The organism is Glycomyces tritici (assembly GCF_030403505.1).
Genome location: NZ_JAUEMJ010000001.1, coordinates 646,904 through 672,557, shown reverse-complemented (window position 1 = coordinate 672,557; position 25,654 = coordinate 646,904). Strand labels below are relative to the sequence as shown.

At 68.6% G+C, this 25,654-nt stretch carries 19 protein-coding genes; 4 read left to right on the top strand and 15 right to left on the bottom strand.

The window, feature by feature from the left end; genetic code table 11:
• Nucleotides 1–47: 47 nt before the first annotated feature.
• Nucleotides 48–1,127, top strand: a complete 1,080-nt coding sequence (locus QWI33_RS03075) for an HAAS signaling domain-containing protein (RefSeq protein WP_289954762.1) — start codon at nt 48–50, stop codon at nt 1,125–1,127.
• A 327-nt stretch (nt 1,128–1,454) separates the two neighbouring features.
• On the top strand, nt 1,455–2,162 hold the full coding sequence (locus tag QWI33_RS03070) for an aggregation-promoting factor C-terminal-like domain-containing protein (RefSeq protein ID WP_289954760.1): 708 nt from the start codon (nt 1,455–1,457) through the stop codon (nt 2,160–2,162).
• Between the two features lie 96 nt (nt 2,163–2,258).
• On the opposite strand, the gene QWI33_RS03065 is transcribed toward QWI33_RS03070, so the two are convergent.
• The 6 genes from QWI33_RS03065 to QWI33_RS03040 all read right to left on the bottom strand — a co-directional run bounded on the left by QWI33_RS03065 (nt 2,259) and on the right by QWI33_RS03040 (nt 10,339).
• Nucleotides 2,259–3,182, bottom strand: coding sequence for a hypothetical protein (locus QWI33_RS03065; RefSeq protein WP_289954759.1), 924 nt, complete (start codon nt 3,180–3,182; stop codon nt 2,259–2,261).
• A gap of 66 nt (nt 3,183–3,248) precedes the next feature.
• Nucleotides 3,249–4,025, bottom strand: a complete 777-nt coding sequence (locus QWI33_RS03060) for a carbonic anhydrase (RefSeq protein WP_289954757.1) — start codon at nt 4,023–4,025, stop codon at nt 3,249–3,251.
• Nucleotides 4,026–4,274: 249 nt separating this feature from the next.
• A complete protein-coding gene (locus QWI33_RS03055) occupies nt 4,275–6,707 on the bottom strand; it encodes an AAA family ATPase (protein WP_289954756.1) in 2,433 nt (810 codons plus the stop codon).
• Nucleotides 6,707–7,861: an exonuclease SbcCD subunit D gene (locus QWI33_RS03050; RefSeq protein ID WP_289954754.1), complete on the bottom strand. Its 1,155-nt coding sequence runs from the start codon at nt 7,859–7,861 to the stop codon at nt 6,707–6,709. Before QWI33_RS03050 ends, QWI33_RS03055 begins: the two co-directional genes overlap by 1 nt.
• Before the next feature lie 44 nt (nt 7,862–7,905).
• Nucleotides 7,906–9,633 carry an ATP-binding protein gene (locus QWI33_RS03045; RefSeq protein ID WP_289954751.1) on the bottom strand — a complete coding sequence of 576 codons (1,728 nt, stop codon included), beginning with the start codon at nt 9,631–9,633 and terminating at the stop codon, nt 7,906–7,908.
• A complete protein-coding gene (locus tag QWI33_RS03040) occupies nt 9,626–10,339 on the bottom strand; it encodes a pyrimidine reductase family protein (protein ID WP_289954750.1) in 714 nt (237 codons plus the stop codon). The genes QWI33_RS03045 and QWI33_RS03040 overlap by 8 nt, the downstream gene beginning before the upstream one ends.
• A gap of 201 nt (nt 10,340–10,540) precedes the next feature.
• Between QWI33_RS03040 and QWI33_RS03035 the strand changes: the two genes are divergently transcribed.
• Nucleotides 10,541–10,951 carry a peptidase inhibitor family I36 protein gene (locus tag QWI33_RS03035; protein WP_289954748.1) on the top strand — a complete coding sequence of 137 codons (411 nt, stop codon included), beginning with the start codon at nt 10,541–10,543 and terminating at the stop codon, nt 10,949–10,951.
• 33 nt (nt 10,952–10,984) lie between these two features.
• Here the strand turns inward: QWI33_RS03035 and QWI33_RS03030 are convergent, their stop codons facing one another.
• On the bottom strand, nt 10,985–12,304 hold the full coding sequence (locus QWI33_RS03030) for a D-arabinono-1,4-lactone oxidase (RefSeq protein WP_435367545.1): 1,320 nt from the start codon (nt 12,302–12,304) through the stop codon (nt 10,985–10,987).
• A 78-nt stretch (nt 12,305–12,382) separates the two neighbouring features.
• Between QWI33_RS03030 and QWI33_RS03025 the strand changes: the two genes are divergently transcribed.
• Entirely contained in the window at nt 12,383–13,615 is a 1,233-nt protein-coding gene (locus tag QWI33_RS03025; RefSeq protein ID WP_289954744.1) for an amino acid deaminase/aldolase, read from the top strand.
• Nucleotides 13,616–13,700: 85 nt separating this feature from the next.
• On the opposite strand, the gene QWI33_RS03020 is transcribed toward QWI33_RS03025, so the two are convergent.
• From QWI33_RS03020 to QWI33_RS02985, 8 genes are all read right to left on the bottom strand, one after another.
• Entirely contained in the window at nt 13,701–16,328 is a 2,628-nt protein-coding gene (locus QWI33_RS03020; RefSeq protein WP_289954742.1) for a transglycosylase domain-containing protein, read from the bottom strand.
• Nucleotides 16,329–16,834: 506 nt separating this feature from the next.
• Entirely contained in the window at nt 16,835–18,478 is a 1,644-nt protein-coding gene (locus tag QWI33_RS03015; RefSeq protein ID WP_289954740.1) for an FAD-binding dehydrogenase, read from the bottom strand.
• 145 nt (nt 18,479–18,623) lie between these two features.
• Nucleotides 18,624–19,094: a very short patch repair endonuclease gene (locus QWI33_RS03010; RefSeq protein WP_289954739.1), complete on the bottom strand. Its 471-nt coding sequence runs from the start codon at nt 19,092–19,094 to the stop codon at nt 18,624–18,626.
• Between the two features lie 117 nt (nt 19,095–19,211).
• Nucleotides 19,212–20,096 carry a DUF6339 family protein gene (locus QWI33_RS03005; protein ID WP_289954736.1) on the bottom strand — a complete coding sequence of 295 codons (885 nt, stop codon included), beginning with the start codon at nt 20,094–20,096 and terminating at the stop codon, nt 19,212–19,214.
• Nucleotides 20,093–21,070, bottom strand: coding sequence for a hypothetical protein (locus QWI33_RS03000; RefSeq protein WP_289954734.1), 978 nt, complete (start codon nt 21,068–21,070; stop codon nt 20,093–20,095). The genes QWI33_RS03005 and QWI33_RS03000 overlap by 4 nt, the downstream gene beginning before the upstream one ends.
• Complete coding sequence (locus QWI33_RS02995) at nt 21,067–23,157, bottom strand: helix-turn-helix transcriptional regulator (RefSeq protein ID WP_289954733.1); 2,091 nt, start codon at nt 23,155–23,157, stop codon at nt 21,067–21,069. Before QWI33_RS02995 ends, QWI33_RS03000 begins: the two co-directional genes overlap by 4 nt.
• Before the next feature lie 179 nt (nt 23,158–23,336).
• Nucleotides 23,337–24,506: a DNA cytosine methyltransferase gene (locus tag QWI33_RS02990; protein ID WP_289954731.1), complete on the bottom strand. Its 1,170-nt coding sequence runs from the start codon at nt 24,504–24,506 to the stop codon at nt 23,337–23,339.
• A 164-nt stretch (nt 24,507–24,670) separates the two neighbouring features.
• Nucleotides 24,671–25,636 (bottom strand): DNA cytosine methyltransferase, encoded by a 966-nt coding sequence (locus QWI33_RS02985; RefSeq protein ID WP_289954729.1) that lies wholly within the window; start codon nt 25,634–25,636, stop codon nt 24,671–24,673.
• Between the last annotated feature and the right edge of the window lie 18 nt (nt 25,637–25,654).

Sequence of the window (25,654 nt, the reverse complement as noted above, 5' to 3'; positions counted from 1 at the left end):
GCACCACTGACACCGCAGCTTGAAGGTCAGCCGAGAAGGGCAGCACCATGACGACCACACCCGACCGGTCCACGGAGATCGCGTCGTACCTGACCGCGGTCGAGCGGCACCTGAACGACCTGCCCTCGCACATCAGGCAGGACCTGATGTCCGAACTGGACGCCCACCTGTCCGAGGTCGCCGCCGACCTCGAACCGGGCGCGTCGCTCCGCGACCTCCTCGGCAGCCCCGAGGCCTACGCCCGCGAACTCCGCGACACCGCCGAGGTCGACAAGGAACCGGTCGCCGTCCGCATGCGCCGCAAGTTCGCCGACACCGCCGCCCCGGCCCTCGGCCGCCTGAAGACCGCCGCCGACAAGTACGCCGTGAGCACCGGGTACGCCGACGCGGGCGAACTGCGCGAACGCCTCCGCCCCGGCTGGTGGGTCCTGCGCGGCGCGATCGTCACGGCCCTCTTCGTCTACTGGCTCGCGTCCGCCCAGTTCGGCGTCACCGGGTACTCGATCATCGGATCGCTCCCCGGTCTGCTGCTCATGATCGCCGTGCTGCTGGTCTGCGTCTGGGCCTCGATGCGCCTGGGCGCCAAGTCCCTCGAATGGCGCGGCCGGCGCCGCCGCTGGATGATCGCGGGCGGGATCGCGATCGTCGCGCTGGCGGGCTACCAGTTCTCCTGGATGATCACGGGCGCGATTCCGACGCGGTTCGTCGAGACCCAGTACATCGACGACGGGTCCGAGTACGAGTACATCAGCGACCTCTACGTCTACGACGAGAACGGCAACCTGCTCACCGGCGTGTACCTGTTCGACCAGAACGGCAGCCCGCTCTACCTGGGCGACCCGAGCCGCTGCCCGACCACGCCCGGCGACCCGTTCGCGACGGCACCGCCGGAGGAGGAGACGGGGTACGCGTACGACGAGAACCTCGGCTACCAGTACCCGCTGTGCGCCCCGCAGGACGACGCCGCGACCATGCCCTCCGGCGATTCGCCCACGTCCGAGGCGGGGGCGGCGACCGAGCGCCCGTCCGCGGACGCCGAGCCGACCGCGGGGGAGACGCCTTCGGGGCAGGAGACGAGTCCCGAGGCGGCCGAGTCCGCGACCCCCGGCGAGTCGCCGACCAAATAGGCGCCGCGCGAGACGCGAACCGGCCCCGCCTCCCGGTGGGGCCGGTTCCGTGCTTTCCGGGCAATACGGGCATGTTAGCGGTCCTTTATGACATTGATCTCACTAGACCTGCGTGGAAGAAGGTCTGCCGGGGCGTCGCGGTGTCAATGGGCCGTTCGGGGGAGTCCCGGTGCCCCGGTCCCAGGAGGACGGCGACTTCCGGCGCGATACCGTCGCTATCGGGCGAACCAGGCACCCGATAGCTTCGCTCGCATGTGGAGATGTGCCGTATTGGTGCGATTACCGAGCGGTACGACCGCTCGGTTTCGCACCCCTAGGGTTGCCCCGATGTTCACCCGCATGCAGACCTCCCGTGCGCGGCACCGAGCCGAAGACCCCGAGCGGCACCCCGCCCGCAAACGCGTCCTCGTGTCCGCCGCCGCCGTCCTCTTCGCCGTCGGCTCCGCCAGCAGCGCGAGCGCCGCCATCATCAGCACCGACGACCCCACCGCCGAGGAACTGCTCGCCGCCGAGATCGTCGCCGACGCCGGCGACGCCGAGCGCCAGTGGGACCAGGTCGCGCCGATGGACAGCATCCTCCCCGTCAAGGAGGCCGCCGCGGTCGAGCCCACCGAGAAGACCGAGCCCGCCGAGGTCCCCGAACCCGAACCCGAGCCCGAACCCGCCGAAGAGGAGACCTCCGAGTCCTCCGACGGCGGCGGCAGCGTCGACATCGCCGCCGACTGCTCCGAATACTCCGGCAACAAGGCCATCGGCTGCACCATGACCCTCGAGGCCGGCTGGGACATGAACGAGGTCGGCTGCCTCGTCGACCTGTGGGACCGGGAGTCCGGCTGGGACGAGAGCGCCTACAACTCCGGTTCGGGCGCCTACGGCATCCCGCAGTCCCTCCCCGGCGACAAGATGGCCGCCAACGGCGACGACTGGGAGACCAACCCGGCCACCCAGATCGCCTGGGGTCTCGACTACATCGAAGGCCGCTACGGCAGCCCGTGCGGCGCCTGGTCGCACAGCGAGTCCAACGGCTGGTACTGATCCACCTCTAAGCTCGAACCCAAGCGGACCCGGAGTTCGCTGACCCGCAGAGCAGCCCCGGCGCGACGGCGCCGGGGCTGCTCGCACGTTCGGGCCCTAAGGCCGGTCGTCAGTCTCCCTGGACGCCGCCCGCACCGAGCGCAGCAGCAGCCGCGGGTCGCCCAGCATCCGCTTCAAGCGGCGCTCGAGCCCCGCGATCGGAGTGAGGTTCTGCGGGGCGCGCGCGTCCTTGTGCGCCGCCGAACCCAAGGGCGGCAGGGCCGCCGCAGTGGCGTCGGCGAGCGCGATGGCCGCCTCCTCGCTCAAGTCGTCAGCGGCCTCGAGCCGCGCGACGCCCGCCCAGCCCCGGGACGACGTCCCCGGCAGCCGCAGGTACCACGTGTAGCGCGGCCAGCCCGACATGAGGTGGAAGACCGGCGTGCGCTGGCCCGGCCGCAGCCGCTCCACGACCGCGTTCAGCTCGCCCTGCAGGTACGAGCGGTGGTGGCTCTTGATGTACCCCACCGAGTTCGGCAGGCGCGTGCGCCCGCGCAGCGGCCCGTCGAGCACGGACAGCTGGGCGTCCATCGCGCACAGCGTCGCCATCTTCGCCTCGAGGTCGGCCATCTTCTGCTGCGCCTCGTTGACGAGTTCGCCCGGATCGGCCGAGACGGCCTCGCAGTACGGGTAGTAGCCGAAGTCCACGCCGGGGCTCACCGCCGCGAACAGGCCCCGCTCCACGGCCGCCTCGGCCACCGTGGAGACCTGCCCGTCGAGGTCGCACGCCACCGCGCCGGCCGCCCACGAAACGCACACGCCCGGCCAGCGCTCGCCGTCCTCCAGCAGCTCGACGCGGGCGTCGATGCGGCGCACGCCGTCGACCACGAGGATGCGGCGCGGCCCCGAAGCGGGCGCGTCGACCGGGCGCCAGTCGGCGGGTTCGAGCTCGACACCGGCGTTCACGATGGCCTGGTTCGAGCGCGAGGGCGACTCGGGGTTGTCCGCGAAGGACGGGTCCCAGGCGTCGACGGTGATCTGCAAGGCGCACCTGCTTTCCGGAACGATTGCGGCCCAGCGTACTGCTCGCCGTCGACGCCCTGGACCGCGCTAGGAGACCTCGGTGACCAGTCCGGTCTCGAGGGAGTAGACGCCGCCGACCACGGTGAGCTCGCCGTCCGCGACGAGTTCGGCCAGGTTCGGGTGCTCCTTGAGGGCCTGGATCGTCAGGAGGACGTTCGCCTTGATCATCGCGTCGACGGGGTCGCCGGACTCGCCCTTGGACGCCTCGTAGGCGGCCCTGAGGGCTTCCACGGTCTCGGGGAGCGCGTACTCGTGCTCCTCGAGCTCGGTGCCCTCCTCGGCCGCGAGGAGGGCCTCGTGGGCGGCGGTGACGGCGCCGCACTTCTGGTGGCCGAGGACGACGAGGAGCGGGGCTTCGAGGGCGGCGGGGCCGTAGGAGACGGACTCGGAGACGAGCGGGTCGTAGACGTTGCCGGCGGTGCGGGTGACCATGAGGTCGCCGACGCCGGTGTCGAAAACGAACTCGGGGGCGACGCGGGAGTCGACGCAGGTGAAGACGGCGGCGCGGGGCTCCTGGCCTTCGGCGAGGGATTCGCGGAGGGCGACGTCGGTGTCGGGGTGGACGGCGCCGCCGTCGGCCCAGCGCTGGTTGCCGTCGAGCATGGCGTCCCAGATGTCGGTGGCCGAGTCGAAGTCCTTGAGGCTGGGGACGTCTGCGGTCTGCGCGGCGGCGTCCTCGCCGCCCATGCCGCTGCCGTCGGCGCTGCAGGCGTCGAGGGCGAAGACGGCCAAGGCGCCGGCGCCGACGGCGCCCGCTCCGGTGATCAGCTTGCGGCGATTGCCGCGGAAGTGCAATGTGGTCATATCTGCATAAGTACTTGAACATTCAAGTTTAACTGCAGGTGAGTGACCCTCATGTGTCCTGGTGCATAGCCGGATATCGCACGCATATCGGATGGCGTGCATGCCAACAGCGCGCGTGTGGTGTGCTGCCGTTGCGGCCTGACGCGGTGGACGATTTGAAATTACTCCCGGCCCCGGGGGATTGCCAGAATGCGGGCGCGCGGAAGCGCAAAGAGGCGTCAAGAATTCGTCAAGAGCCCGTGACCTGCACTAAGTGAAGGTCTTCTCCACATGGGACCCTTTGGCGTCCTTGGTGACCCGGAACCGCACGGGCACCCGTTCTGCGAGTTCGGTCACATGCGTCACGAGGCCGACGGTGCGACCGGCGGAGAGCGTCAGCGCCTCCAGTGTCGTCGCGACCGCATCGAGCGTTTCGGGGTCCAATGTCCCGAAGCCCTCGTCAAGGATGATCGACTCCAGGCTCGCGCCGTGCCGCGACAGGCTCGCCAGCTGATCGCTCAGGGCGAGCGCCAATGACAGCGAGGCCGCGAAGGTCTCGCCGCCCGAAAGGCTCCGCGCCGGGCGCGGCATGTCGGCGTCGTGGTGGTCCACGACCCAGAAGTCCTGCTCGCGGTACACCAGGTCGTACTGGCCGCCGGTGATGCGGTTGAGCATCACGGTCGCTCCCGCCACCAGCTCGTCGAGGGCCTCGCTGAGCAGCCACTCCATGAACTTGCGCGCATCCAGGTGCTTCGCGAGCTCCTTGGCCACCAGCGCCTCGCCCGCGAAGCGCCGCATCTCGGCGTCGAGGTCGATGCGCCGCCTCCGGGCCTCGGTGAGGGCCGCGGACTCCGCGCGCGCCGCTTCGACGGCGGTCGCGTGCCGGGCCACGTAGTCGCCGCCGGTGCCGTTGCGCGGCACCTCGACGTTGAACTCGCCCAAGGCGAACCGGAGCTCGCCGCGCAGTGTCTGGGCGCGGCCGTCCAGGCCCGCGAGCTCGGTGCGGGCGGCCTCGCGCTCGGACCCCGCTCGCTCCAGGGAGGCCTCGGCCCAGGCGACCAGCTGCTCCCAGCTCGCGGCCAGGTCGTCCCCGCCGGCGGGCGGGCCGAGCACGGCCACCTGGTCGCGGGCGTGCTGGAACTCCTTCCAGGCCCGTTGCTGCCGCTCGTCGGCGACGGCCTTGCGCTTCTCGGCCTCGCGCAGCGCCCGCCGCGCGGCCTTGAGCGCGGCGCCGGTGCCCGCGAGCTGCTGCCGGGCCTCCTCGGAGCTGGACCGCTGCTGCTGCAGGACCGTCGGTTCGGGGACGTTCTCGAGCTTCTTCTTCAGCCGCCGCTCGGCCAGCTGCAGCTCGGTGAGCCGCTCCTCGTAGTTCTCGAGCTTCGTCTGGAGGGCGACGACGGCCGCCTGCGAGTCGCGGAACTCCACTGTGGCCGTACGGGAGGCCTCTTCGGCCTGGTGCATCGACTCGGAGAGGTCGTGCTCCGGAACCTCGTCCACGGGCCGGTCGCAGACCGGGCACTCGTCGCCGACCGCCAGCCCTGCCCTGAGGGTCCCGGCGAGTTCGGCCATGCGGACCTTGTGGAGCGCCGCGTGCTGGATCTCGACCTCCTCCGAGGCGGCCTCTTCCAGTTCCTTCGCCTCGGCGAACTGGTCGCGCAGCTCCTCGGTGAGCTCGAGGCCGGTCTTGAGCTTCGACTCGGTCTCGGCCAGTTCGGCCCAGGCCTTGAGGTCGCGCTCGAGCTTCGCCAGGTCGAGGCCGTCCAGTTCGGTCCGCAGCCGCTCGTCCTCGGCTTCGGTGGCCTCGACTTCGGCCGCCTTCTCGACCACCGCGGCGGTCGCCGAGGCGACCTGCGCGGCGATGTCCGCTACGCCGGACGGCTGCTTGATGTACGTGAGCGAGGCCAGGTTCGCCTCGGCCTCGGTGAGCCGGCGCCGCGCGGCCTCGACGGCCGAGGCGAGCCCGTCGAGCGCGTTCGACTTGTCCCGCACGGGCTCCGAGAGCTTCTCCAGGCGCTCGACGCGTTCGGCGGCGTGCCGGATCTGCTCCTCGGTGACCGGCGCGATGCCGGCCAGCTGCGTCTCGTACGCCTGCCGCTTCGCGTCCGCGTCGACGAACCGGGTGCGGGCGCGCTGCTGGATGCCGCGGTAGACGCTGTGGCCGAGCAGGTTCTCCAGGATGTTCCGGCGGTCGGCCGAGGAGGCGCGCAGGAACTCCGCGAACTCGCCCTGGGGGAGCAGCACGCACTTGGTGAACTGCTCGAACGGGAGGCCGATGATCCGCTCGGCGGCGGCGTTGACCTCGTTCGGGCTCCCGCCGAGGGCCTTGCCGAGGCCTTCGACGAGCTCGGTGTCCTCGGCGGGGTTCACGCCGTCGGGCAGCTGCTCCATGGCGGCGGTGGTGGTCTTGACCTTGCCGTTGCGGTCGCGCCGCAGGATGCGCGTGGCCACGTAGTGCTGCCCGGCCGCTTGGAACACCAGCCGCACCCGGCCCTCCACTGAGGACGGTGCGAGGGAGTTCTGGGTGGCCGACTTCGGCCAGCGCGGGGTGCGGCCGTACAGCGCGAAGCAGATCGCGTCGAGCACCGTGGACTTGCCCGCGCCGGTGGGCCCGGTGAGCGCGAAGAACTCCGCGTCGGTGAAGTCGAAGGTCTCGGACCCGGTGTAGGAGCCGAATCCCTGGAGGTCCAGTCGGATGGGCCGCATCAGGCCTCCTCGGTGACGGTCTGGGTGTCTTCGTAGAGCTGGCTGAACAGCTTCGTGACGGCGGGATCGTCGTGCTGGTGCTCGGTGAGATACGCGGCGAAGAGGTCGCCGGGGCTGCGGCCGGAGCGCCGTTCGCGGGGTTTGGCCTCGTCGGTGCGCATGACCGGGTCGATGTGGATCTGGACGGCGCGGGGGAAGAGGTCGGCGACCTCGCCGCGGAGTCCGGCGCGGGCCGGTTCGGTGACGAAGACCCGCAGCCAGGCCCGCTCGTCGACCTCGGCCTTCGCGAGCTTCTCGAGGGTGCCGCGGATGGTCTGCAGCGGCACGGCGGCGGTGAGCGGCACGGTGCGCGCGCGGGCGGGGACGCCGGGCGCTACGTCGACGATGGCGACGCTCGGCGTGTGGTCCTCTTCGCCGAAGTCGACCGCGAGCGGCCCGCCGGAGTAGCGGATCGGGCAGGGCCCGGTGATCGCCTGCGCCTTGTGCAGGTGCCCAAGGGCCACATAGGAAGTGGTGGGCGGGAAGATCGCGGCGGGGACGGCGTAGTCGGCCACGGTGTGGACCTCGCGTTCGCCGCCGCCCACCTTGCCGCCCACGACGGTGAGGTGCCCGGTGAAGAGGTTCACGGTGTCGGCGGTGAAGTCGTGCGTCAGTGCGGAGACGAGGCGGCGCAGGTGGTCGGCGTAGTTCGCCTCGGCGCCGGCCGCGCCGAGTTCGAACAGCTCGGCGGCGCGCACGGCGTGCCGCTGGGCGATGAACGGGAGGGCGGCGCAGCGCCAGGGCTCGCCGTTCTCGGTCGTGCCGGTGATGAGGTGGTCGGCGGCCTTGCCGAGCGAGCCGCGCAGGTGGATGCCGGCGGCGTGGGCCCAGTGCCGGAGGGCCTCGAGGGCCTTGCCGTTGTCGTGGTTCCCGGCGATGACGACGACCTCGGCGCCGGTGCCGCGCAGGGCGGACAGGGCCGAGAACAGGAGCCGCTGCGACTCGGCCGAGGGCGAGGCGGTGTCGAAGAGGTCCCCGGCGACGATCACGAGATCGACCGCTTCTGCACGGGCGACGTCGACCATCTGCTTGAAGACGGCGCGCTGCTCGTCGAGGCGCGAGCGGCCCTTCATGGTGACGCCGACGTGCCAGTCGGACGTGTGGAGAATCCGCAAGGCCTGCTCCTCAGTGCTGTGAGTTCAGTGCTGTGGGCCCGAATCTAGAACGGGATGTCGTCTTCGTCGTCCCCGGCGAGGTCGAACGGGTCGACCTTCGCGGTGGGCGAGAGTGCGCGGCCGGACCGCGCGGTGGCGGCCGGGGCGGACCCGGCCTCGGAGGGGCGGGTGGCCCAGGCGGGGAACGGGAAGTTCACCACGAGCGGGACCGGGAGCTCGGGCTGGGCCACGAACATGGTGCCGGGCTTGGCCATGAGCACCCGCATGCGCTGCGCCTGCGTGAGGAACCCGTACTCGGGGCGGGTGGCCTCGGCGGCGTCGAGCCGGCCGACGACGCGGATCGCCGAGTTGGAGGCGATGCGCCGCTCCACTTCGGACGCGGTCTGCTGGGCGCCGATGAGGATGACCCCGAGGGAGCGTCCGCGTTCGGCGATGTCGAGCAGGATGTCCTTGATGGGGCTGGTGCCCTCGCGCGGCGCGTACTTGTTCAGCTCGTCGAGGACGACGAACTGGAGCGGGCGGGCGGTGCCGGCCTTCTCCTTGCGCTCGAACTCGGTGCGGAGCACGACGCCGACGACGAAGCGCTGCGCCCGGTCGGGCAGGTTGTGCAGGTCCACGACGGTGACCTGGGCGTCCGAGGTGAGCACGGCGCCCTTGGGCGGCAGGTCGCCGCGGATGAGCCGCCCGATGTCGCGCCCGGAGGCGATGAGGCGGCGGATGAACGCGTTCACGGTGCCCAGGCCGATCGCGGACCCGGCCCATTCGGTGCGGGTCTCGTCGTCGGAGAGGCGCTCGCAGATGAGGTCGACGAGGTCGCGGTAGCTGGTGAGCAGCTGCCCGTCGACGCTGATCGCGCCGTTGTCCTTGGGGCGGGCCTCTTTGCGCAGTCTGGCGGCGACCTGGTGGACGACCATCGTGTACTGCTGGCGGTCGTCGTCGCCGTCGGCGAACACGAACGGCAGCAGGCTGAGTTGGCAGAACTCGGCGAGGGTCCAGTAGAACGCGTCCACGCCGGTGGACCGGCACGCCACGTCGGGGACGCCGTTGGAGTCGCCTTCGCGCGGCGGTGCGAGCACCTCCACGGACTTGAACGCGCCGGGCTCCATGCCGAGGCGGCGGTAGGAGTCGCGCACGCTCTCGTCGATCTTCGTGTTGTCGTGGTCAAGGAGCAGCAGGTCCTCGCCCTTGACGTTGAAGATGAGCGCCTTCGTGTTCGCGGCTTCGGCGCCGAGTGCGCCGGAGTGCAGGAGCGAGTAGAGCATCCATGTCGCGAAGGAGGTCTTCGTGGCGACGCCGGAGATGCCGGAGATGGAGACGTGCGCGCCCCTCGTGCCGTCGAGGAAGTCGGGGTTGAGGAACACCGGCTGGCCATCGCGCGAGAACCCGAGGGGCACTTGGCGGGCCATGCCGTCGAAGTAGAGGGCCCGGTCGCGGTCCTCGCCGGTGGCGCGTTGCACCTCCGAGCCGGGGCGCGGCGGCACGAACACCTCGGGTTCGACGCGGGTCACGGTGACCTCGGCGGCCTCCTGGACCTGCGCGGGGAGCAGGCCCCCGGCGATGTCGAAGACGTCCGAGTCGAACTGCGCGCCTTCGTGTCGCGAGCGCACGGAGGTGACGACGCCGGAGATGCGGACCGTGCCGACCCCGGGCACCTGGCGTTCGGTGGTGAGCACGTCGTCGAGCTGCGCGTACGCCTCCGGCCCGACGCCGACCCAGAACGACAGGGGCGTCGCGTCCTCTGTGCCGAGCACGCGGCCCACCGATTCACTCATCGGTCGATCCTCGCAGATACCGCAGGATGAGGTTCCCCCCGGCTTCGAGGACGTGTCGCAGCTCCAGGGGCCGGGCCGCGTCGGCGGTGGTGCCTTCGGCGATGCGGATGGAGCCCGCCCCTACCAGGAGCGGCGAGAGCGTCAGGTCGAGTTCGTCGGCGAGGTCGGCGGCGATGAGGTCGCCGAAGACGTGGGGCCCGCCCTCGCACAGGATCTGGTGCAGTCCCCTTTCGCGGAGCGCGTCGACCGCGCGCGCGTAGTCGACCGCGCCGGTGCCGACGGCGATCACGTCCGCGACCTCCCGGAACGGCCCGACCTGCGTCTCGGGGAGGTCGGCGGGGACGATGACGATCGCGCGGCGCGGCGCCTCGGTGAAGATCCCCGCGGCCGGGTCGAGTTCGGTCAGCGTCCGGGAGGCGACGGCCATGACCGGCACTTCCGGCAGGCCGTGCGCCCGGCGCCAGGCCATGCGGTCGGGGGAGAGGACCAGCGGCCCGTAGCCCTCGGCGGCGACGGTGCCCGATCCGGCCAGGAGCACGTCGCAGCGCGCCCGCAGGACTTTGAACACGCGCTTGTCCTCTTCACCCGAAAGTGGACCGGAGAGCCCTTCCAGGGTCGCCGCGCCGTCGGCGCTGGAGACGAAGTTGACCCGCAGCCAAGCGGGAGCCGGCGGCTCGTACGCCGCGTAGACCTCGTCGTCGGTCATGTCATCGAGTTTTCGGTACCGCACCTCTGCCACGGCCAAAAGGTAGCCCACGCCCCTGACAACCGTGCGGAGGGGAAGTTCCCCGATATCGGCCCGGGTCGCGGAGCGGAACCGTAATCTTGTTCGCATTGTGTCGCCGCATCATCACGAGAAGTGACCGATCGTCATCGGCCGCAACATCACCCGAACAAGGAGACAACGATGTCCGCACCATGGAGCCGCCGCGTCACGACCGGACTCGCGGCCGCCGGCGCCGCGATCCTCGCCGGCTCGGCCTTCACGGCGGGAACCGCCGCCGCCGAACCGGCCCTCGAGGCGGGGACCTGCGACGCCGACCACGTCTGCATGTGGGAGGACGCCGGCTACGGCGGCGACAAGTGGGTGAACTGGCAGCCCAGCGGCACCGGCCAGATCTTCGAGATCGGCGGGTGGAACGGCGACAACGAGATCAGCTCTGCCCTCAACCGCACCGGCTACGCGATCATGGTCTACGCCGACGACGGCGCCCAGGGCGACGCGTTCTGCATCCACGCCTACCAGCCGATCCAGAACTTCCAGGAGGTCGGCTTCAACGACGACGCCGAGAGCCTCATGACCAAGAGCGCCTGCTGAGCGAAGCGCCCCGGCCCGCGGGCCGGGGCGCGGTCAGTCGCCGAGGACCCGCTCCAGGTACGGGTTCGAGAAGCGCCGGTCGGGGTCGACCTCCTTCCGCACCGCGAGGAAGTCGTCGAAGTGCTCGTACAGGTCGCCCAGGCGCTCGGCGTCCAGCGAGTGCATCTTGCCCCAGTGCGGCCGCCCGTCCGCGGCGTCGAAGATCGCGGCGCAGTCCTTGAAGTACGGCCCGTGGTCGTGCCGGTGGTACTGGTGCACCGCCACGTACGCGGTGCGCCGGCCCTGCGCGGTCGAGAGCCAGATGTCGTCGGCCGCCGCGAACCGCACCTCCACCGGGAACGACACGAGGTGCCGCTCCCGCTCCACCATCGCCTGCAGCTCCCGCAGCACCCCCGGCAGCGCCTCGCGCGGCAGCGCGTACTCCATCTCCCGGAACACCACCGACCGCGGCGAGGCGAAGACCCGGTGCGAGACGTCCGTGTACTCCCGGGCGCTCCACACCCGCCCGGCCAGGCGGTTCAGGCCCGGCACCATCCCCGGGAACCGCGCCCCGACCCGGTTGCTCGCCTCGAACAGCGTGTTCTCGGTGAACCCCTCGCTCCACCAGTACGACAGGCGGCTCGGCGCCCGGCTCGGCTCCGACATCGCGTACCGGTTGTTCAGCTTCGTGAGGGTCCGCGCGGTGTGCGGGAACCAGTAGAACTCGAAATGGTCGTTCTCGGACACCAGCTCGTCGAGGTTCTCCAGCACGGTGTCGAGCCGCTCCGGCCGCTCGACCGCCTTGAGGCGGAACGCCGGGACGCACTGCAGCGTGACTTCGGCGATCACGCCGAGCGCACCGAGGCCCAGCCGCGCCGCTGCGAACAACTCCGGCCGCTCGAACTCCGTGCACTGTACGGTCGAACCGTCTGCGAGGACCAGCTTCAGGCCCTTGACCTGCCACGCGAACCCCCGGTACCGGTCCCCGGTCCCGTGCGTCCCCGTCGAGATCGCCCCCGAGATCGTCTGCCGGTCGATGTCGCCCATGTTCTCCAGCGCCAGCCCGTGCGCGTCGAGGATCTGGTTCAACCGCCACAGCGGCATCCCCGCCTCCACGGTCACCAGGCCCGACCTCGGGTCCACCGCGACCACCTGGTCGAGAGCGCCCATGTCGACCTGCACGCCGTCCGCGACCGCGATCCCGCTGAACGAGTGGCCGGTCCCGACCGCCTTGACGCGCAACCCGTCCGAGGCCGCCGCGGTCACCGCCGCGGCCAGCTCCGCGACGTCCGCGGGCCGGACGGTGCGGGCGGGGTCGGCGTTCTCGGTGCCCGACCAGTTCTGCCAGATCGAGGATCCCACGGCAGCTCCCATAGCTACTCCGGTTGAATGTGAGGCGAACTTCACGGTAGCTTTCATCTAACCCCAATTACGCTGCCGAAGGGAAGTCGGATGGGCTACCAGCGAGTTACCGGGGTCGATGCCCCCGCCGCGCTCGAACACCGGTTCGCCGAACTCGGCCGCGCCACCGCCGGGCTCCAGCCGCCGTTCGCGGTCGTCGACCTCAACGCCTTCGACACCAACGCGGCCATCCTGCGCCGCAACGCCATCGGCAAGCCCCTGCGCCTCGCCAGCAAGTCCCTGCGCTGCCGCGCCCTCATGCGCCGCGCGCTTGCCCAGCCCGGATTCAGAGGCATCCTCGGCTTCACCCTCCCCGAAGCGATCTGGCTCGCACAGGAATTCGAGGACATCGTCGTCGCCTATCCGACCGCCGACACCGACGCACTGCGCGCCCTCGCCGCCGACGACGAGCTCGCCCGCCGCATCACGCTCATGGTCGACTCGGTCGAGCACCTCGACTTCCTCCGCCGCCACGTCGAACCGAACCCCTCCCGGCCCCTGCGGCTCTGCCTCGAACTCGACGTCTCGCTCGAACTGCTCGGCGGCCGCATCCACATCGGCGCCCACCGCTCCCCGGTCCGCACCCCCGAGCACGCCCTCGACATGGCCCACGAGATCGACAAGCGCCCAGGCGTCGACCTCGTCGGCATCATGGGCTACGAAGGCCAGATCGCCGGCGTCCAGGACGCCTACTCCGCCGCCGCCCTGAAATACCCGCTGGTGCGGCTCATGCAGCACGTCTCCCGCGTCGAACTCGCCGAACGCCGCGCCGAGGCCGTCGCCGCCGTGCGCAGCGTCGCCGACCTCGAATTCGTCAACGGCGGCGGCACCGGCTCGGTCGTCTCCACCGCCGCCGACCCCTCGGTCACCGAGATCGCCGCCGGCTCGGGCCTCTACTCGCCCGCGCTCTTCGACGGCTACCGGTCGATCCGCCCCCTCCCCGCCGCGTTCTTCGCCCTCCCGGTGGTCCGGCGCCCCCGCCCCGGCATCGTCACCGCCCTCGGCGGCGGCTGGGTCGCCTCCGGCGTGCCCGGCCCCGACCGCCTCCCGAAACCGACCTTCCCGGCCGGCATGCGCTTCTCCAAGACCGAAGGCGCCGGCGAAGTCCAGACCCCCCTCAAAGGCCGCGCGGCCGACGGCCTCGCCATCGGCGACCGGGTGTGGATGCGCCACGCCAAAGCCGGCGAGCTCGCCGAACGCGTCAACACCATCCACCTCGTCCGAGGCGGCGAGGTCGTCGCCGAGGTCCCGACCTACCGCGGCGAAGGCCACGCCTTCGCCTGAGCCTCACCGCAGGCCTCGCCCTGCGCCGCAACGAGAAAGGGCCCGGCGGGAAGTGATTCCCGCCGGGCCCCGCACGCTTCAGGGATCAGTCGTCGTCGCCGCGACCGCCCCCGTTGCCACCACCGCCTCCGCCGTTGTTACCGCCGTTGCCGCCGCCGTTGGTGTCGCCCGGCTCGCACAGACCGAGGTACTCCGACATCGGATCGCAGGTCTCGCCCGGCGGCGGCGCCGCCTGCACGCACTTCGAATCGCCCGCGTTCAGCGCGCAGTACGGGCTGCTGGCGTCGATCTTGCCCTCCGCGTTCAAGATGTCGTCCACGATCGGACTGCCCACATGCGAGGCCTCCGACCAGGCCTTCGTCTCATACCCCTCGGACTCGATCGCGCCGTTCATGAACTTGATCCAGACCGGATAGCTGAGCTTGGAACCGAAGGTGCCGTCGTAGCCGCCGCTCTTGTTCAGCAGCGGCGCCGACTCGGCGGTCGCGTTGCCCACCCAGGCGGCGATGCTCAACTGCGGGATCGCGCCCACGTACCAGGTGTGCGCGTTCGCGCCGTCCCCGTACTGGTCGCCGGCCTGCCAGGTACCGGTCTTGCCGGTCAGGGGGCGGTCGCCGTCGATCTCCTCGCCCTCACCGGTGATCGTCGAACCCACCTCCTGCAGGTTCCGCGCGATGCTCGTGTCGAGCGCCGCATAGGACTCCAGGCTCCGCTTCTCCGGGACCGGGTTGCCGTCGCGGTCGTACACGGCCTCCACGTAGTGCATCTCGTTGTACACCCCGTCGGCCGCGATCGTCGCGTACACGCTCGCCATGTACGCCACCGAGGTCGGGTACTGCCCGAAACTGATGTGGTAGAAGAACGGGTCGTTCATCGCCTCCAGATTCAGCTCGGTCCGGACCGGCGTGACGCCATCAGACTCGTACCCGTCCAGCGACGCGTCGATGTCGATGTTCCCGTTGTCGTCGGTGACGAACGAGCCGTCCTCCTTCTCGATGATGCCGTGGCGCGAGAAGGTGATGGTCCCGTCCTCGGCGCGGTAGAACCGGTACGTGACCTCCTTGCCGTCCAAGGTCTGCGTCAGCTGCCGCACGCCCATGTCGATCGCCGTCTGCAGGATCGCGTTCGCGCCCCACTTCTCGGCGATCGCGTACATCGGGGTGTTCTTGGACTGCCGCACCGCCTCGGTGAGGGTCATGTGGTCGGCGCCGTTCGTGTTCGACCCCGAGTTCGCGATCGTGTTGTCCTCGAAGTCCTCCAGCGAATCGAACTCGCGCGGCGACTCGGCGTTCCACCACGAGTCGACCGAGGCGTTGTTCTTGATCGCCGTCGCCGCCGTGATCATCTTGAACGTGGACGACGGCGGGTGCGGGTTCTCCAGGCCGGCCTTGTCGATGCCCAGGCCGTTCTCACCGCCGTAGTAGCCCAGGACCCGGCCGGTGCCCGGCTCGACCGCGACGACCGCGCTGGCCATCGACGCGTTGTAGTCCTTCAGCGCCGCCTCGTCGTTGTTGTTCTCGAACTCGAAGTAGTCGTCCTCGTTCACGTACTCGGCCGCGGCGGCCCGCTCCTCGACCACGACGTCGTTGTCGTCGACGAACTCGCCTTCCTCGTTCTTCTGCCGCTTGAGGTCGCCGCGACTGGCGGTCGACTGGGCCTCGGCCTGGATGTCGGGGTCCAAGGTCAGCTCGACGGTGTAGCCGCCGGTCTCCGCCTTCTTCCCGTAGAAGTCCGCCTGGGTCAGCCCGTAGCGGCTCTCCAGCTCGGCCCAGATGTAGCCGTCGGTCGGGTTGGTGATGAAGCCGGTGGGAGTGTCGTGGCCCCACGTGCCGGGGTTCTGGAGGGCTTCGAGGGTCGCGGGCATGCCGGCCTCGAGCTGCGCCTGGATCTCGGCCATCTGCTCGTCGTCATTGAGCTTGTCGCCCATGGTGAGCAGCGTGTTCATGCCGTGCGTCCAGCGGTCGGCCGGGGCGGTGCTCCCCTCCTCGGCGATGCGCGGGTCGAACGAGCCGTCACCGGCCTTGACCTGCATGACCAGCATCATGCCCTCACCCCAGGTGAGGTCCTCGACCTTCTTGTTGAACCAGACCTCGGCGGCGGCCTCGATGCCGTAGGCGCCGCGGCCGTAGAAGTTGAGGTTCAGGTAGTGGAGCAGGATCTCCTCCTTGGAGTGCTCCTGCTCGAGCTTCATGGCCATGACGGCCTCATTGGCCTTGCGGCTATAGGAGATGTCGCCGCGAATGTCGGAGACCATGCCCGCGTACTGCTGGCTGATGGTCGAGGCGCCCTGCGTGTCGCCGCCCTTGAGGTTGTTGACCAGGGCGCGCAAGGTGCCCTTGTAGTCGACGCCCTCGTGCTCGAAGTAGTCCTTGTCCTCCAGGGCCAGCAGCGACCACGTGACCTCGTCCGGGAGCTGGCTGTAGTCGTCGACGAGCTTGCGCGTGAACTCGCCGTAGCCGGCGATCGGGGTGTCGCTGCCCGCCAGGGTGAACGTGGTGGACTCGCCGAACTTGAGGTCCTCGGGGGTGGGGACGTCGTTGAAGAACCACGCCCCGGCCACGGTGATCGAGCCGAGCACCATCAGGCAGGCCATGATGAGCGCCGCGTAGACGCGGCGCCGTCGCTTGGACATGCGCTTCTTCTTGCGGCCCCGCTTCGCCGGACCGGTGACGGCCTTGGGCTTGGCGGCACTGACCACGGACGCGCGGCCCATGTTGCCGCCGCCGCCGCCGGCGACGGACGGCGGGCCGACGGGCGGACCGACCGGAGAGCCGGCGGACTGGCCCGCCGGCGGACGCATGGGCGGCCCGGGCGGCGGACCCATCGGCGGCCCCGCGGGGGGACCCATCGGCGGCCCCGAGGCGGGACCTACCGGCGGTCGCGATTGGGGGCCGATCGGTGGTCCTGCAGGGGGACGCATCGGCGGGCCTGCGGGGGGACCGGCCTGGTGGCGCGGGGCAGGGTGCTGAAAGTCGCTCATGCTCAACCATCCACGAGTTTGTGAGGTGCCGACCCGCGGCGTGCGGCCTGCGATCGACTTCGGCGAGCGCCGCTGAGGAGCGGTAAGGCCGGCGCCCGCAGAACCTTGGATGTTAGCGGACCACGCCCGGTAGGCGAGGAGTGCTCGGTTTCGCGGGTGAGAAAGGCCGCTTAGCGACCACCTTAGACCTTCACTGCCACACCAGAACCGGCATGCCGGTGACGAACCGGCACACAATGTCACGATCCGGCGACGCCACGCGCGGCCTGCCTCCCCGAGAACAGGCACCCGCCCAGGAAGGTGCCCTCCAATGACCGGTACCCGTGCATCCCGCCGCCGCCGAACCCGGCCGCCTCACCCGCTGCGTACAGGCCCGGCAACGGCGAACCGTCCGCCCGCAGCACCCGCCCGTCCAGATCGGTCTGCAAGCCGCCCAAGGTCTTGCGCGTCAAGAGGTTCAGCCGCACCCCGATCAGCGGCCCGGCCTTCGGGTCGAGCAGCCGGTGCGGGGACGCGACCCGGATGAGCTTGTCCCCCCGATAGTTCCGGGCCCCCCGCAAGGCGGTGACCTGCAGGTCCTTCGTGAACGTGTTATCCATCTCGGCGTCCCGCGCCGTGACCGCCGCCCGCACCGTCTCGTAGTCCAGCAGGCCCTCGCCGGTGATGCCGTTCATCTTGGCGACCAGCTCCGGCAGCGTGGCCGCGACCGCGAAGTCCGAGCCGTGCTTCTTGAACGCCTCCACCGGACCCGGCGCGCCCGGCAGCACCCGCTTGAGCAGCAGCTTGACGTCCTTGCCCGTCAAGTCCGGATTCTGCTCGGAGCCGGAGAGCGCGAACTCCTTCTCCAGGATCTTCTGGGTGAGCACGAACCACGTGTACTCGTGGCCCGTGGTCATGATGTGCTCGAGCGTCCCGAGCGTGTCGAAACCGGGGAACAGCGGCGCGGGCAGCCGCTTCCCGGTGGCGTCGAGCCACAGCGACGAGGGCCCGGGCAGGATCCGGATCCCGTGGTGCGGCCAGATCGGATCCCAGTTCTCGATGCCCTCGGTGTAGTGCCACATCCGGTCGCGGTTGATGAGGTTCGCCCCGGCCTCCTCGGCGATCCCGAGCATCCGGCCGTCCACATGCGCGGGCACCCCGGAGATGAGCCGCTTCGGCGCCGCCCCCATCCGCTTCGGCCAGTGCTTTCGCACGAGGTCGAAGTTCCCGCCGATCCCGCCGGAAGTGACGACGACGGCTGCCGCATTGAGCTCGAACTCGCCCAGCGGCTCCCGCGTCGTCGCGACTCCGCGAGCCGACTCGTCGGGGGACAAGAGCGTCCCGGAGACCCCGGTGACGACCCCGTCGGTCACCGTGAGCCGGTCGACCCGGTGCCGGAACTTGAGCTGCACCTTCCCGTCGACCTCGGCCTGCCGCACCCGGCGCGCGAACGGCTCCACGACCCCCGGGCCGGTGCCCCACGTGATGTGGAAGCGCGGCACCGAGTTCCCGTGCCCCTGCGCCGTGTAACCCCCGCGCTCGGCCCAGCCGACCACCGGGAAGAACCGCACGCCCATGGCATGGAGCCACGACCGCTTCTCCCCGGCCGCGAAGTCCACGTACGCCTCGGCCCAGCGCTTGGGCCACTCGTCCTCAGGCCGGTCGAACCCGGCCGTCCCGACCCAGTCCTGCCATGCGAGCTCGCGGGAGTCCTTGATCCCCATCCGGCGCTGCTCGGGCGAGTCCACCAGGAACAGGCCGCCGAATGACCAGAACGCCTGCCCCCCAAGGGACTGCTCGCCCTCCTGCTCGAGCACGGTCACACTCTTCCCGAGCCTGACCAGCTCCGCGGCAGCGACCAGCCCGGCCAACCCCGCCCCGACAACGATGACGTCACTGTCCATCGCCCGCGCCTCCCCAGCAGCAGATACAACGCCTACTGGCGCGTAGCGTCAATATGCCAGTACCGGGAACCCCCGTCAACTGACCGCAGCCTGCTTCTCACGAAGCCGCCGATGCGGCATCCGCCAAGCAGGTCCGTCAACGTCGCTACAGGGTGGCATCATCCGCTCGGGGACTCTGATCGGCAATGGTGCTTCGGCACGACCTGATCGCGTCCGCTACCCGGATGGCCGCCTGGAGCGGGTCTTCATGCTCCCAAACTCGGAGTGCGATCCAACCTGCCTTTGCCAGAAGGGCATCGGTTTCACTGTCTCGCTCTCGATTTCGTCTGACTTTTTCAGCCCAGTATTCGGCGTTGGTCTTGGCCTTGGTGTGATGCTCTGGACACCCATGCCAGAAGCAACCGTCGAGGAAGACGGCGATCTTCTCTCGGGTGAAGACCATGTCCGCGGTGCGGCGGATCTGCGGAAGCGGCCGCCGCGCGACACGATATCGAAATCCCAAGGCGTGGACTGCTCTGCGCAAGGCGAGCTCCGGCTTGGTATCGCGCGATTTATTCGACTGCATACTTTTACGCACGCCCTCGCTGAAGGCGCGTGATGGCCGCTCAACGTTCACTCTTCGATCCTATTCGACTCGGGGGGAGGGAAACCGGCTCGGATCCGACACCCCTCGCCCATGGACATGCCGTTCGAGGTCGCATCTGTGCTCCGTGAGTCGTCCCTGCGAGCGCCCTCAAGCCCCTGAGCTCGGCTGTTTCGATCGGCTCCGGATCGGCGCCTCGGCCAGCAGTTCCTCGAAAAGTTGATGAAGGATGTCGACCGACTTCGGAGGCACATGGCCGTCTTCGGGACCGTCCGGTAGGCGGTTCAGCGGTACAGCGGGTACTTCTCCTGCCTCATGGATCCATTCCAGGAGTTCGTCGTAGTCCTTCGACTCGTCGGGAGCCAACACGTCGTAGGCGAGGGTGCTACCTGCCGTGTTGACCGCCGATGAGAGTGCGTTGATCTGGTCTCCGGGCCTCGTCGATCCGTCGCCGAGCAGCCGGGCGACGATCCGCAGGATGGCCTGAGCCGTGGGGCGGTGGTCGATGACGTCGAGTCGCATGGTGGTGTTCAGAACATCCTGGACACGGCATGCGACCTCCACCGGTCGGTAGTCTGGGCCATTCCGGAAGAGTTCAGCCGCCCACCACAGGCGGGAGAATGCCTGGGTGTAATGAGGCCCGGTGAAACGTCCCGCCGCCGCGGTTTCGCCGTCGCTATGGCGCCACACCACGTAATCGGGGGCAACGAGCAGCGCGAGATAGTTCCACAATCGACTGTCCGCCGCCTCGGATGGTGCCATGCGAATCGTGGCGTGCAGCCGTGGCGCGAGCCAGCCGTCCGCCCCGACGCGGTCGTCGACGAACCGATCCATGGCCTCATCGAGTAGATCGAGGACGGGGGCGACGCTCCATCGTGCCTCGTTGACAGGGAAGGCTTCGGCGGCTTTACGAAGCGCGACGGGAGAGGGACGTTCTCGTCCCGCCTGGACGCCGTGAGTGAGGTGTTTGGACGCCACGGCGCCCGGGAGCAGTCCGAGGGTCTCAGGAAGGTCCTGGCGGGTTCTGAGAATCATCGGGCGCCCTCCTTTTCCATGCGATTGACCGACCGCACCGCATCGGTCAGTCTCCTGGCGATTCGGCTTCGTTTGCCGGCGGCGTACTGGATGTTCGTCTGCAGCTCGGCCCATCCGATGCCCTGGCGACGGCGCTCGATCTCACGTAGTGCGTCACCCAGGCTGCGGCCCGGAAGAACGTCCGGAAGCATCATGCGCAACACCGACTCACGCCATCCATCGGGCATGACGGGAGTACCGTCCTCATCCGCCTCCAGTCCGCTCGCCGCGGCATGGAACAAGGCGATCCAAGTGTCCTGGGCGATTTGGCTCGCCGTAGTTTCGCGCAGCGTCCGCTCGGCGATCGGTCCCCCCTTGCCGTGCAGGATGTCCATGAGACCTTCGATGGCACCCGTATTGAGGTGGACGGCTGGCTCCTCTCCAGAGGTCTCCACAATCCAGGGGGAGTCGGCATAGGGGCGGAGCCACTCCAATTCACCGCTGCGGAAGTCGACCTCATTGATGTTGATTTCCCGCTCCCGAGTCGGGACGGCGGCCATGAGATCGACGTACCAGGGGCGGTCGGCAGTCCCGAGTATGCGTCCGGAGGTTCCGTCGACTGTGCCGACAGTCATCAGCGTCAACGTGGCACGGTTGCGAAAGAAGGACTTCGGCAGTTCGATCGAGCCGCTTCGGCGTCCATCGACCGAGTGCGTCAACCGAGTCGTCGTACGTGCATTCGTACCCTTCTCCGAAAGGACTGCGACGCATGTGACTTCTGACCAGGGTCCTTCGGCGAGTTCTTGCTCGGGGAGGCTTGCATCGAGCTGGAGGGTCGCCTGACTCCAACGTTCGCGACCTGCCAAGTGAAGGGCCACTGTCTGCTCGGTCCGAGATATGCACGAATACGGCAGGCCGGCGCCGTCGACCGTGACCGATGCCACATCAACGGTGATGTCGCCGAACAGAGTCGGATACGGGTACGCGGACTTCATGCGGTGCCTCCACGCGTTTTCACGAGGTCCACGACGAGGCGTGCGAATCTGCTGCGCACGGGATGGGTGTCGGGATTCGTTACACCCGTGAACGATGCCGAGCGCGTCCCGGGAGGGATGAGCAAGTCGCCGGAGACGATCTGGCAGTTCTCCGTCGCCGAGAGCATGGCCCAATCCACGGTCGGCCTCCCGCCCGACCGAACGTCGAACTTTGCGATCGGCGTGATCTGCCAAGGATCCTGCGACTCGGGGACTTTCACGGTGACGGTCACTTTCCAGGCGCCGCTGTCGAGTACCCCGGCGTTGATGCCGTGCACGGTCGGGAATCCCTGCGGTCTACGGGCAGCCGTACCCTCGCTGCCCTCGAATTTCAACAGGTCTCGGAGCGACTCCGGACCATTCTTGCGAACCGACTCGCGGCGGGCCACCAGGGCCCGTACGGCCTTGTCGATCTCGCCGCGGAACTCGCGAAGACGTGTCAGCGCACCTCGCTCATAGAGCGAGGTGAGCTCTTCTGTTCGGTCCCAGCGATCATGCTCCGGCGGTTCAGAGGCACGAAGAAATTCCTCTGCCAACTTCACATCCACCTCATCGCGTTCCGTGGCGTATCCTGCCAGCAGCACCCCCTGGAAAGGCATCGCACCGAGAGGAAGTTCACGCGGTCGGTGCTCGGTAATCCTCATCCGGCTGCCGCGCATGAGCACCACTCGGTTGGGGTGTTCCGAGTCGTTCGCCGCCGCCGTGAGCAGAAGGACGGCCTGGTGCTCGCATCCCTTGTCCCGTCCCCTCCCTGTTCCCTTGCGCGGCGTGACAGTAAGCGGCACCTGGACGGCCGCCACCTGCTCCGCCTCGGTCAGCCTGGAGACGGTCGTATCGTCCAGGTATGCCTTCAGCGCTCGGGACAGCCCCGGATGCCGGGCGTATGGGTCGACGCGTTCTTCAGGAATGAAGGTCTGCCCGTTCTGCAGGGTGGCGACATGTGCCTCCAATAGCGGCCCTGCTCTGTTGCCCCCGACCATCGCTGCCCAGAAGTCGTTGGCGAGGGAATGGACGAGTTTCTCATGCATCTCCTGCAGCGACTCCGCGTCTCCCGATGCATCATGGGCGCCGACGACGAGGAACGAAGTTCCGGGCTCGTCACCGGTTCTTTCCAAGTGCAGTTCGCGCAACATCTCCTCATCGGCCCACCACGAACGGGAGACGCCTTTGTGCTCGGCGGCCGCGTCGGGCTCTCCGAACCATGCCGGACCCGCGTAGGAATCGCCGTCCACCTCATGCCAAGGAAGATCCAGCCGTCCCACGGTGCGATGTCGCGTTCGTCCTTCGTGCGGCTCGGACAGTGTCGAATTCATCAGTACTAGACCGAACCGGCTGGTCGCCCACAATGTCGCCTTGCCCAGCCCGTACGAGCCTCCCGCCCGATCGCCCGCCTTGTGGCTGTCCAGTTGCCGGCGGACCACTGCGGCGAATCTTCCGTCGCCGTAATCCGGTCCGGTCAGACCGGCGGCGTTGTAGTCGTCGATCCGAAGCAGGAGCAACGTGCCGGTGTCCCGAAGCTCTTCGAGCGCCGCATGGAGGCTCCGCGAGACCTTCTGTGGGGCGGACGCCGCTGAGTCAAAGTGCCTTTTCAGCTCTTGCCACTGGATCGCGGCCAAGAACGCTTGGAGTGTTCCTCCTGAAATCTCGTTCAGGGTGAAGCGAACCCGGACCGGCTGTGCGCGGTCGGCTTGTTCGTCGAGTGAGTTCTGCGTCGCCTCCCGCGCAAGCGCTGCAAGGTCGGCGTCGAATGCGAACGCGGCGGCATTGCCGTACTCCCGGCCGCCGTCGATGTGCGCGCGACGGTGATACCAGCCCAGCGGAAGGCTCACCGCCACATCCGTGGCGAAGTCGTGGACGGCCGAGAGTTCGACGCCGAAAACCTCGGCAATCGCCTGTTTCGTTTCGTTGCGGGGTACTGCACGTCCGTTCACCCAAGCGGACACTGCGGCCCGGGTGAGATTCAGTCGCTCCGCGAGCTCGGCCTGCGACATCTCGGATCGCTCTAGTTGTCGCCGCAGCCACGAGCCGAATGCGTCCCCTGCGCTCATTGGCACCCGCCTCCCGATGTAGAGGTGATCGCCCCAGGAAGGCGTTGGGACAGAGCCTATTTGACGTAAATGAAGATGTCAAATTTGATTATCATCGAGTTTGGCGAAGCCGATCGGGACCACCGAGGGAGAGTCACTCATGGGAGGGGTGCGCAACTCTGTAGGGCCTGTTTCTCATCTCACCGGTATGACTGGGTGCGGCCCGTAGCGCGAGACCGTCGGCGATTCCGCTCCACATTATGAAAGGCGGGCCCGAGGAGCGATGACCGCGGAGTTGTGAATGCAATGGGAGTTAGAACTAAGAAGCCGTCGTACTCGAGGATGGACCCCACGTTCTTCTTCGGAAGTCCGAGGGCCGCAATGAGGACATGCGCGGCAAGCAAAGGCGGGATGGCGTTGCCGACCTGTTGCTGGACGTTCTTACCTCGCCACGGATAGTGACGCGGAAAAGTCTGGAGCGATCCTGCCTCGGAAGTGGTGAGTCGTTCCTGGTCCTTACCATCGGGCCCGACGAGCCTGTTCCGGCCGATCTTGCCGGTGACGGTGAAGGCGGGGTCCAGATGGCGTCGAAGGCCGCGGTTTTTCGGGTCGCCTCCCGTGCCGTAGTTGGACACGACCGTGAATTCGCCGCGGTGTCGCAGCACGCTGCCCATGGAGTTCCAGGGGTGCAGACCCTTGGGGTGGTCTTCGACAGGTACCGATTCGTGGTCCTTGCGGTATCGCTGATGCGTATGGGCAGGGAATTCGACGGCGGTTCCCTTTCGGGCGATGAGGATCGCGCGTCGTCGGGTCTGGGGAACGCCGTACTCCTCGGCATTGAGTATGTGAGCATCGGCCTCGAAACCCAACTTTCCGAGTACATCCGCCATTTTCTGCCATACCGGGAGCACTGCGGGCACCTGCTCCAAGACGACAACCTGGAACGGATTTTCATTCTCACGGGCCAGCACCCATTTCAGCGGCTCCAACACCAATCCGGTTCGAGGGTCGTCGAGATCGGCGAGCTCTCCCGTGACGTCCTCGCCAGCCGCCATCCGGTCGATGTAGGAGTACACCTGATCAAGGTTCCGGCGGCCGGTGCCGGTCCCGGCGACGCTGAAGGTCTGGCAGGGGGGTCCCGCCGCGAGTACGTTCGCCGAGCCGAAATCCCTCGGGTCGGCGTTGCGGACGTTGCCGTGCACGGTCGTCATGGACGGCCCTCGGTCACGCTGAGACTCGGCGAACGCGTTTCGCGTCTCGCAAGCTTCCCTGTCGAGCTCGATGCCTGTGGCGGGGATCCCCAAGCTGTGAGCGGCCATGTCCAGCCCGCCGGGGCCGGCGAACAGATCGATGATCTCGAAATCGCCCACTTTTGCTCCAGTCCGATCTCCACTCCGCGCCCCGCCAATCGCGATGTCAGGGCCTTGCCCGAGGTGTCCACCACCGGCGGACCACAGACTACCCGCTTCGCAAGTGGCGCCTGTGATGTGCCCGGGAGAGTGCACAACTTGAGGGATCGGAGCCCTTGACGGATTCATGGCCGCTCGAGCGCCTTTCGAACGGCGTTCCCGAGGGCACACCCGACCGGTGGCGGGGTGGCGTGACCCACCTGCCGATAGCGAGCGGTCTTTCGGCCGGCAAAGACCCAGTCGGAAGGAAAACCTTGCAACAAAGCCGTCTGCGCGATGGTCAGCCGCACCATGCCCTCTCTCCCCTGCCCCGGATCCCACTGAAATTCGGGGCCGGGAACTTGGTCTGCAACAGTGCCGCCGTCCACGCCGAGCCGAGCCCAAGCCCGCTTGGAACCGGTGGGTCCGAGGTCGGCCCCACCGCGATTCCAAGAGCCTCCGACGAGCGTGGGAGCGACAGTGTCGGCGAGCGCAGCCCATTCGGAGGCCGCAGTCCAGCCCCGCTCACCCATGGACGAGTGAAGGGTCCCTCCCACTGTCGACGGCGGCTTGGTCTCAGGTTCCGGAAGAACGAAACGACTCATAGAGTCCTCGGAAAAGGCGATGAGGACCGACTGTTTGCGATTTTGCGGCACGCCGTAATCCATGGCGTTGAGCGTGAACCATATGTGTTCATAGCCCAAGTGAGAAAGTTCCGTGGCCATGAACTCTCGAATCGGTTCATACTCGGGCTTGACCGCGAGATCGGGGACGTTCTCGATAAGCAGGGCACGAGGTCGGACGGCGTGCGCGAGCATGACGGTGGCCTCTAGGATCCGTATTTCTTCGTCGCTGTCTCTGCGGCTCACGGCGGCGCTGGCCTTGACGCGGGGAAGACCGCCGTAGAGGAGATCGACGTCGTACGAGTACGGGTGAGCGTCCGGATCAAAATCCAGCAGGTCGCCTTCCAGGACATTCCAGGCAGGCCGATTCAACCGAAGCGTTTCACAGATCACCTGCCGTTTCTCGATCAGGAGCAAAGGTTCGAATCCCGCGCGCTCCATGCCGAGGGCGAGCCCTCCGGCACCAGCACAGACTGCTACTGCGCTCATCCGAGAATCGGTGCGTCG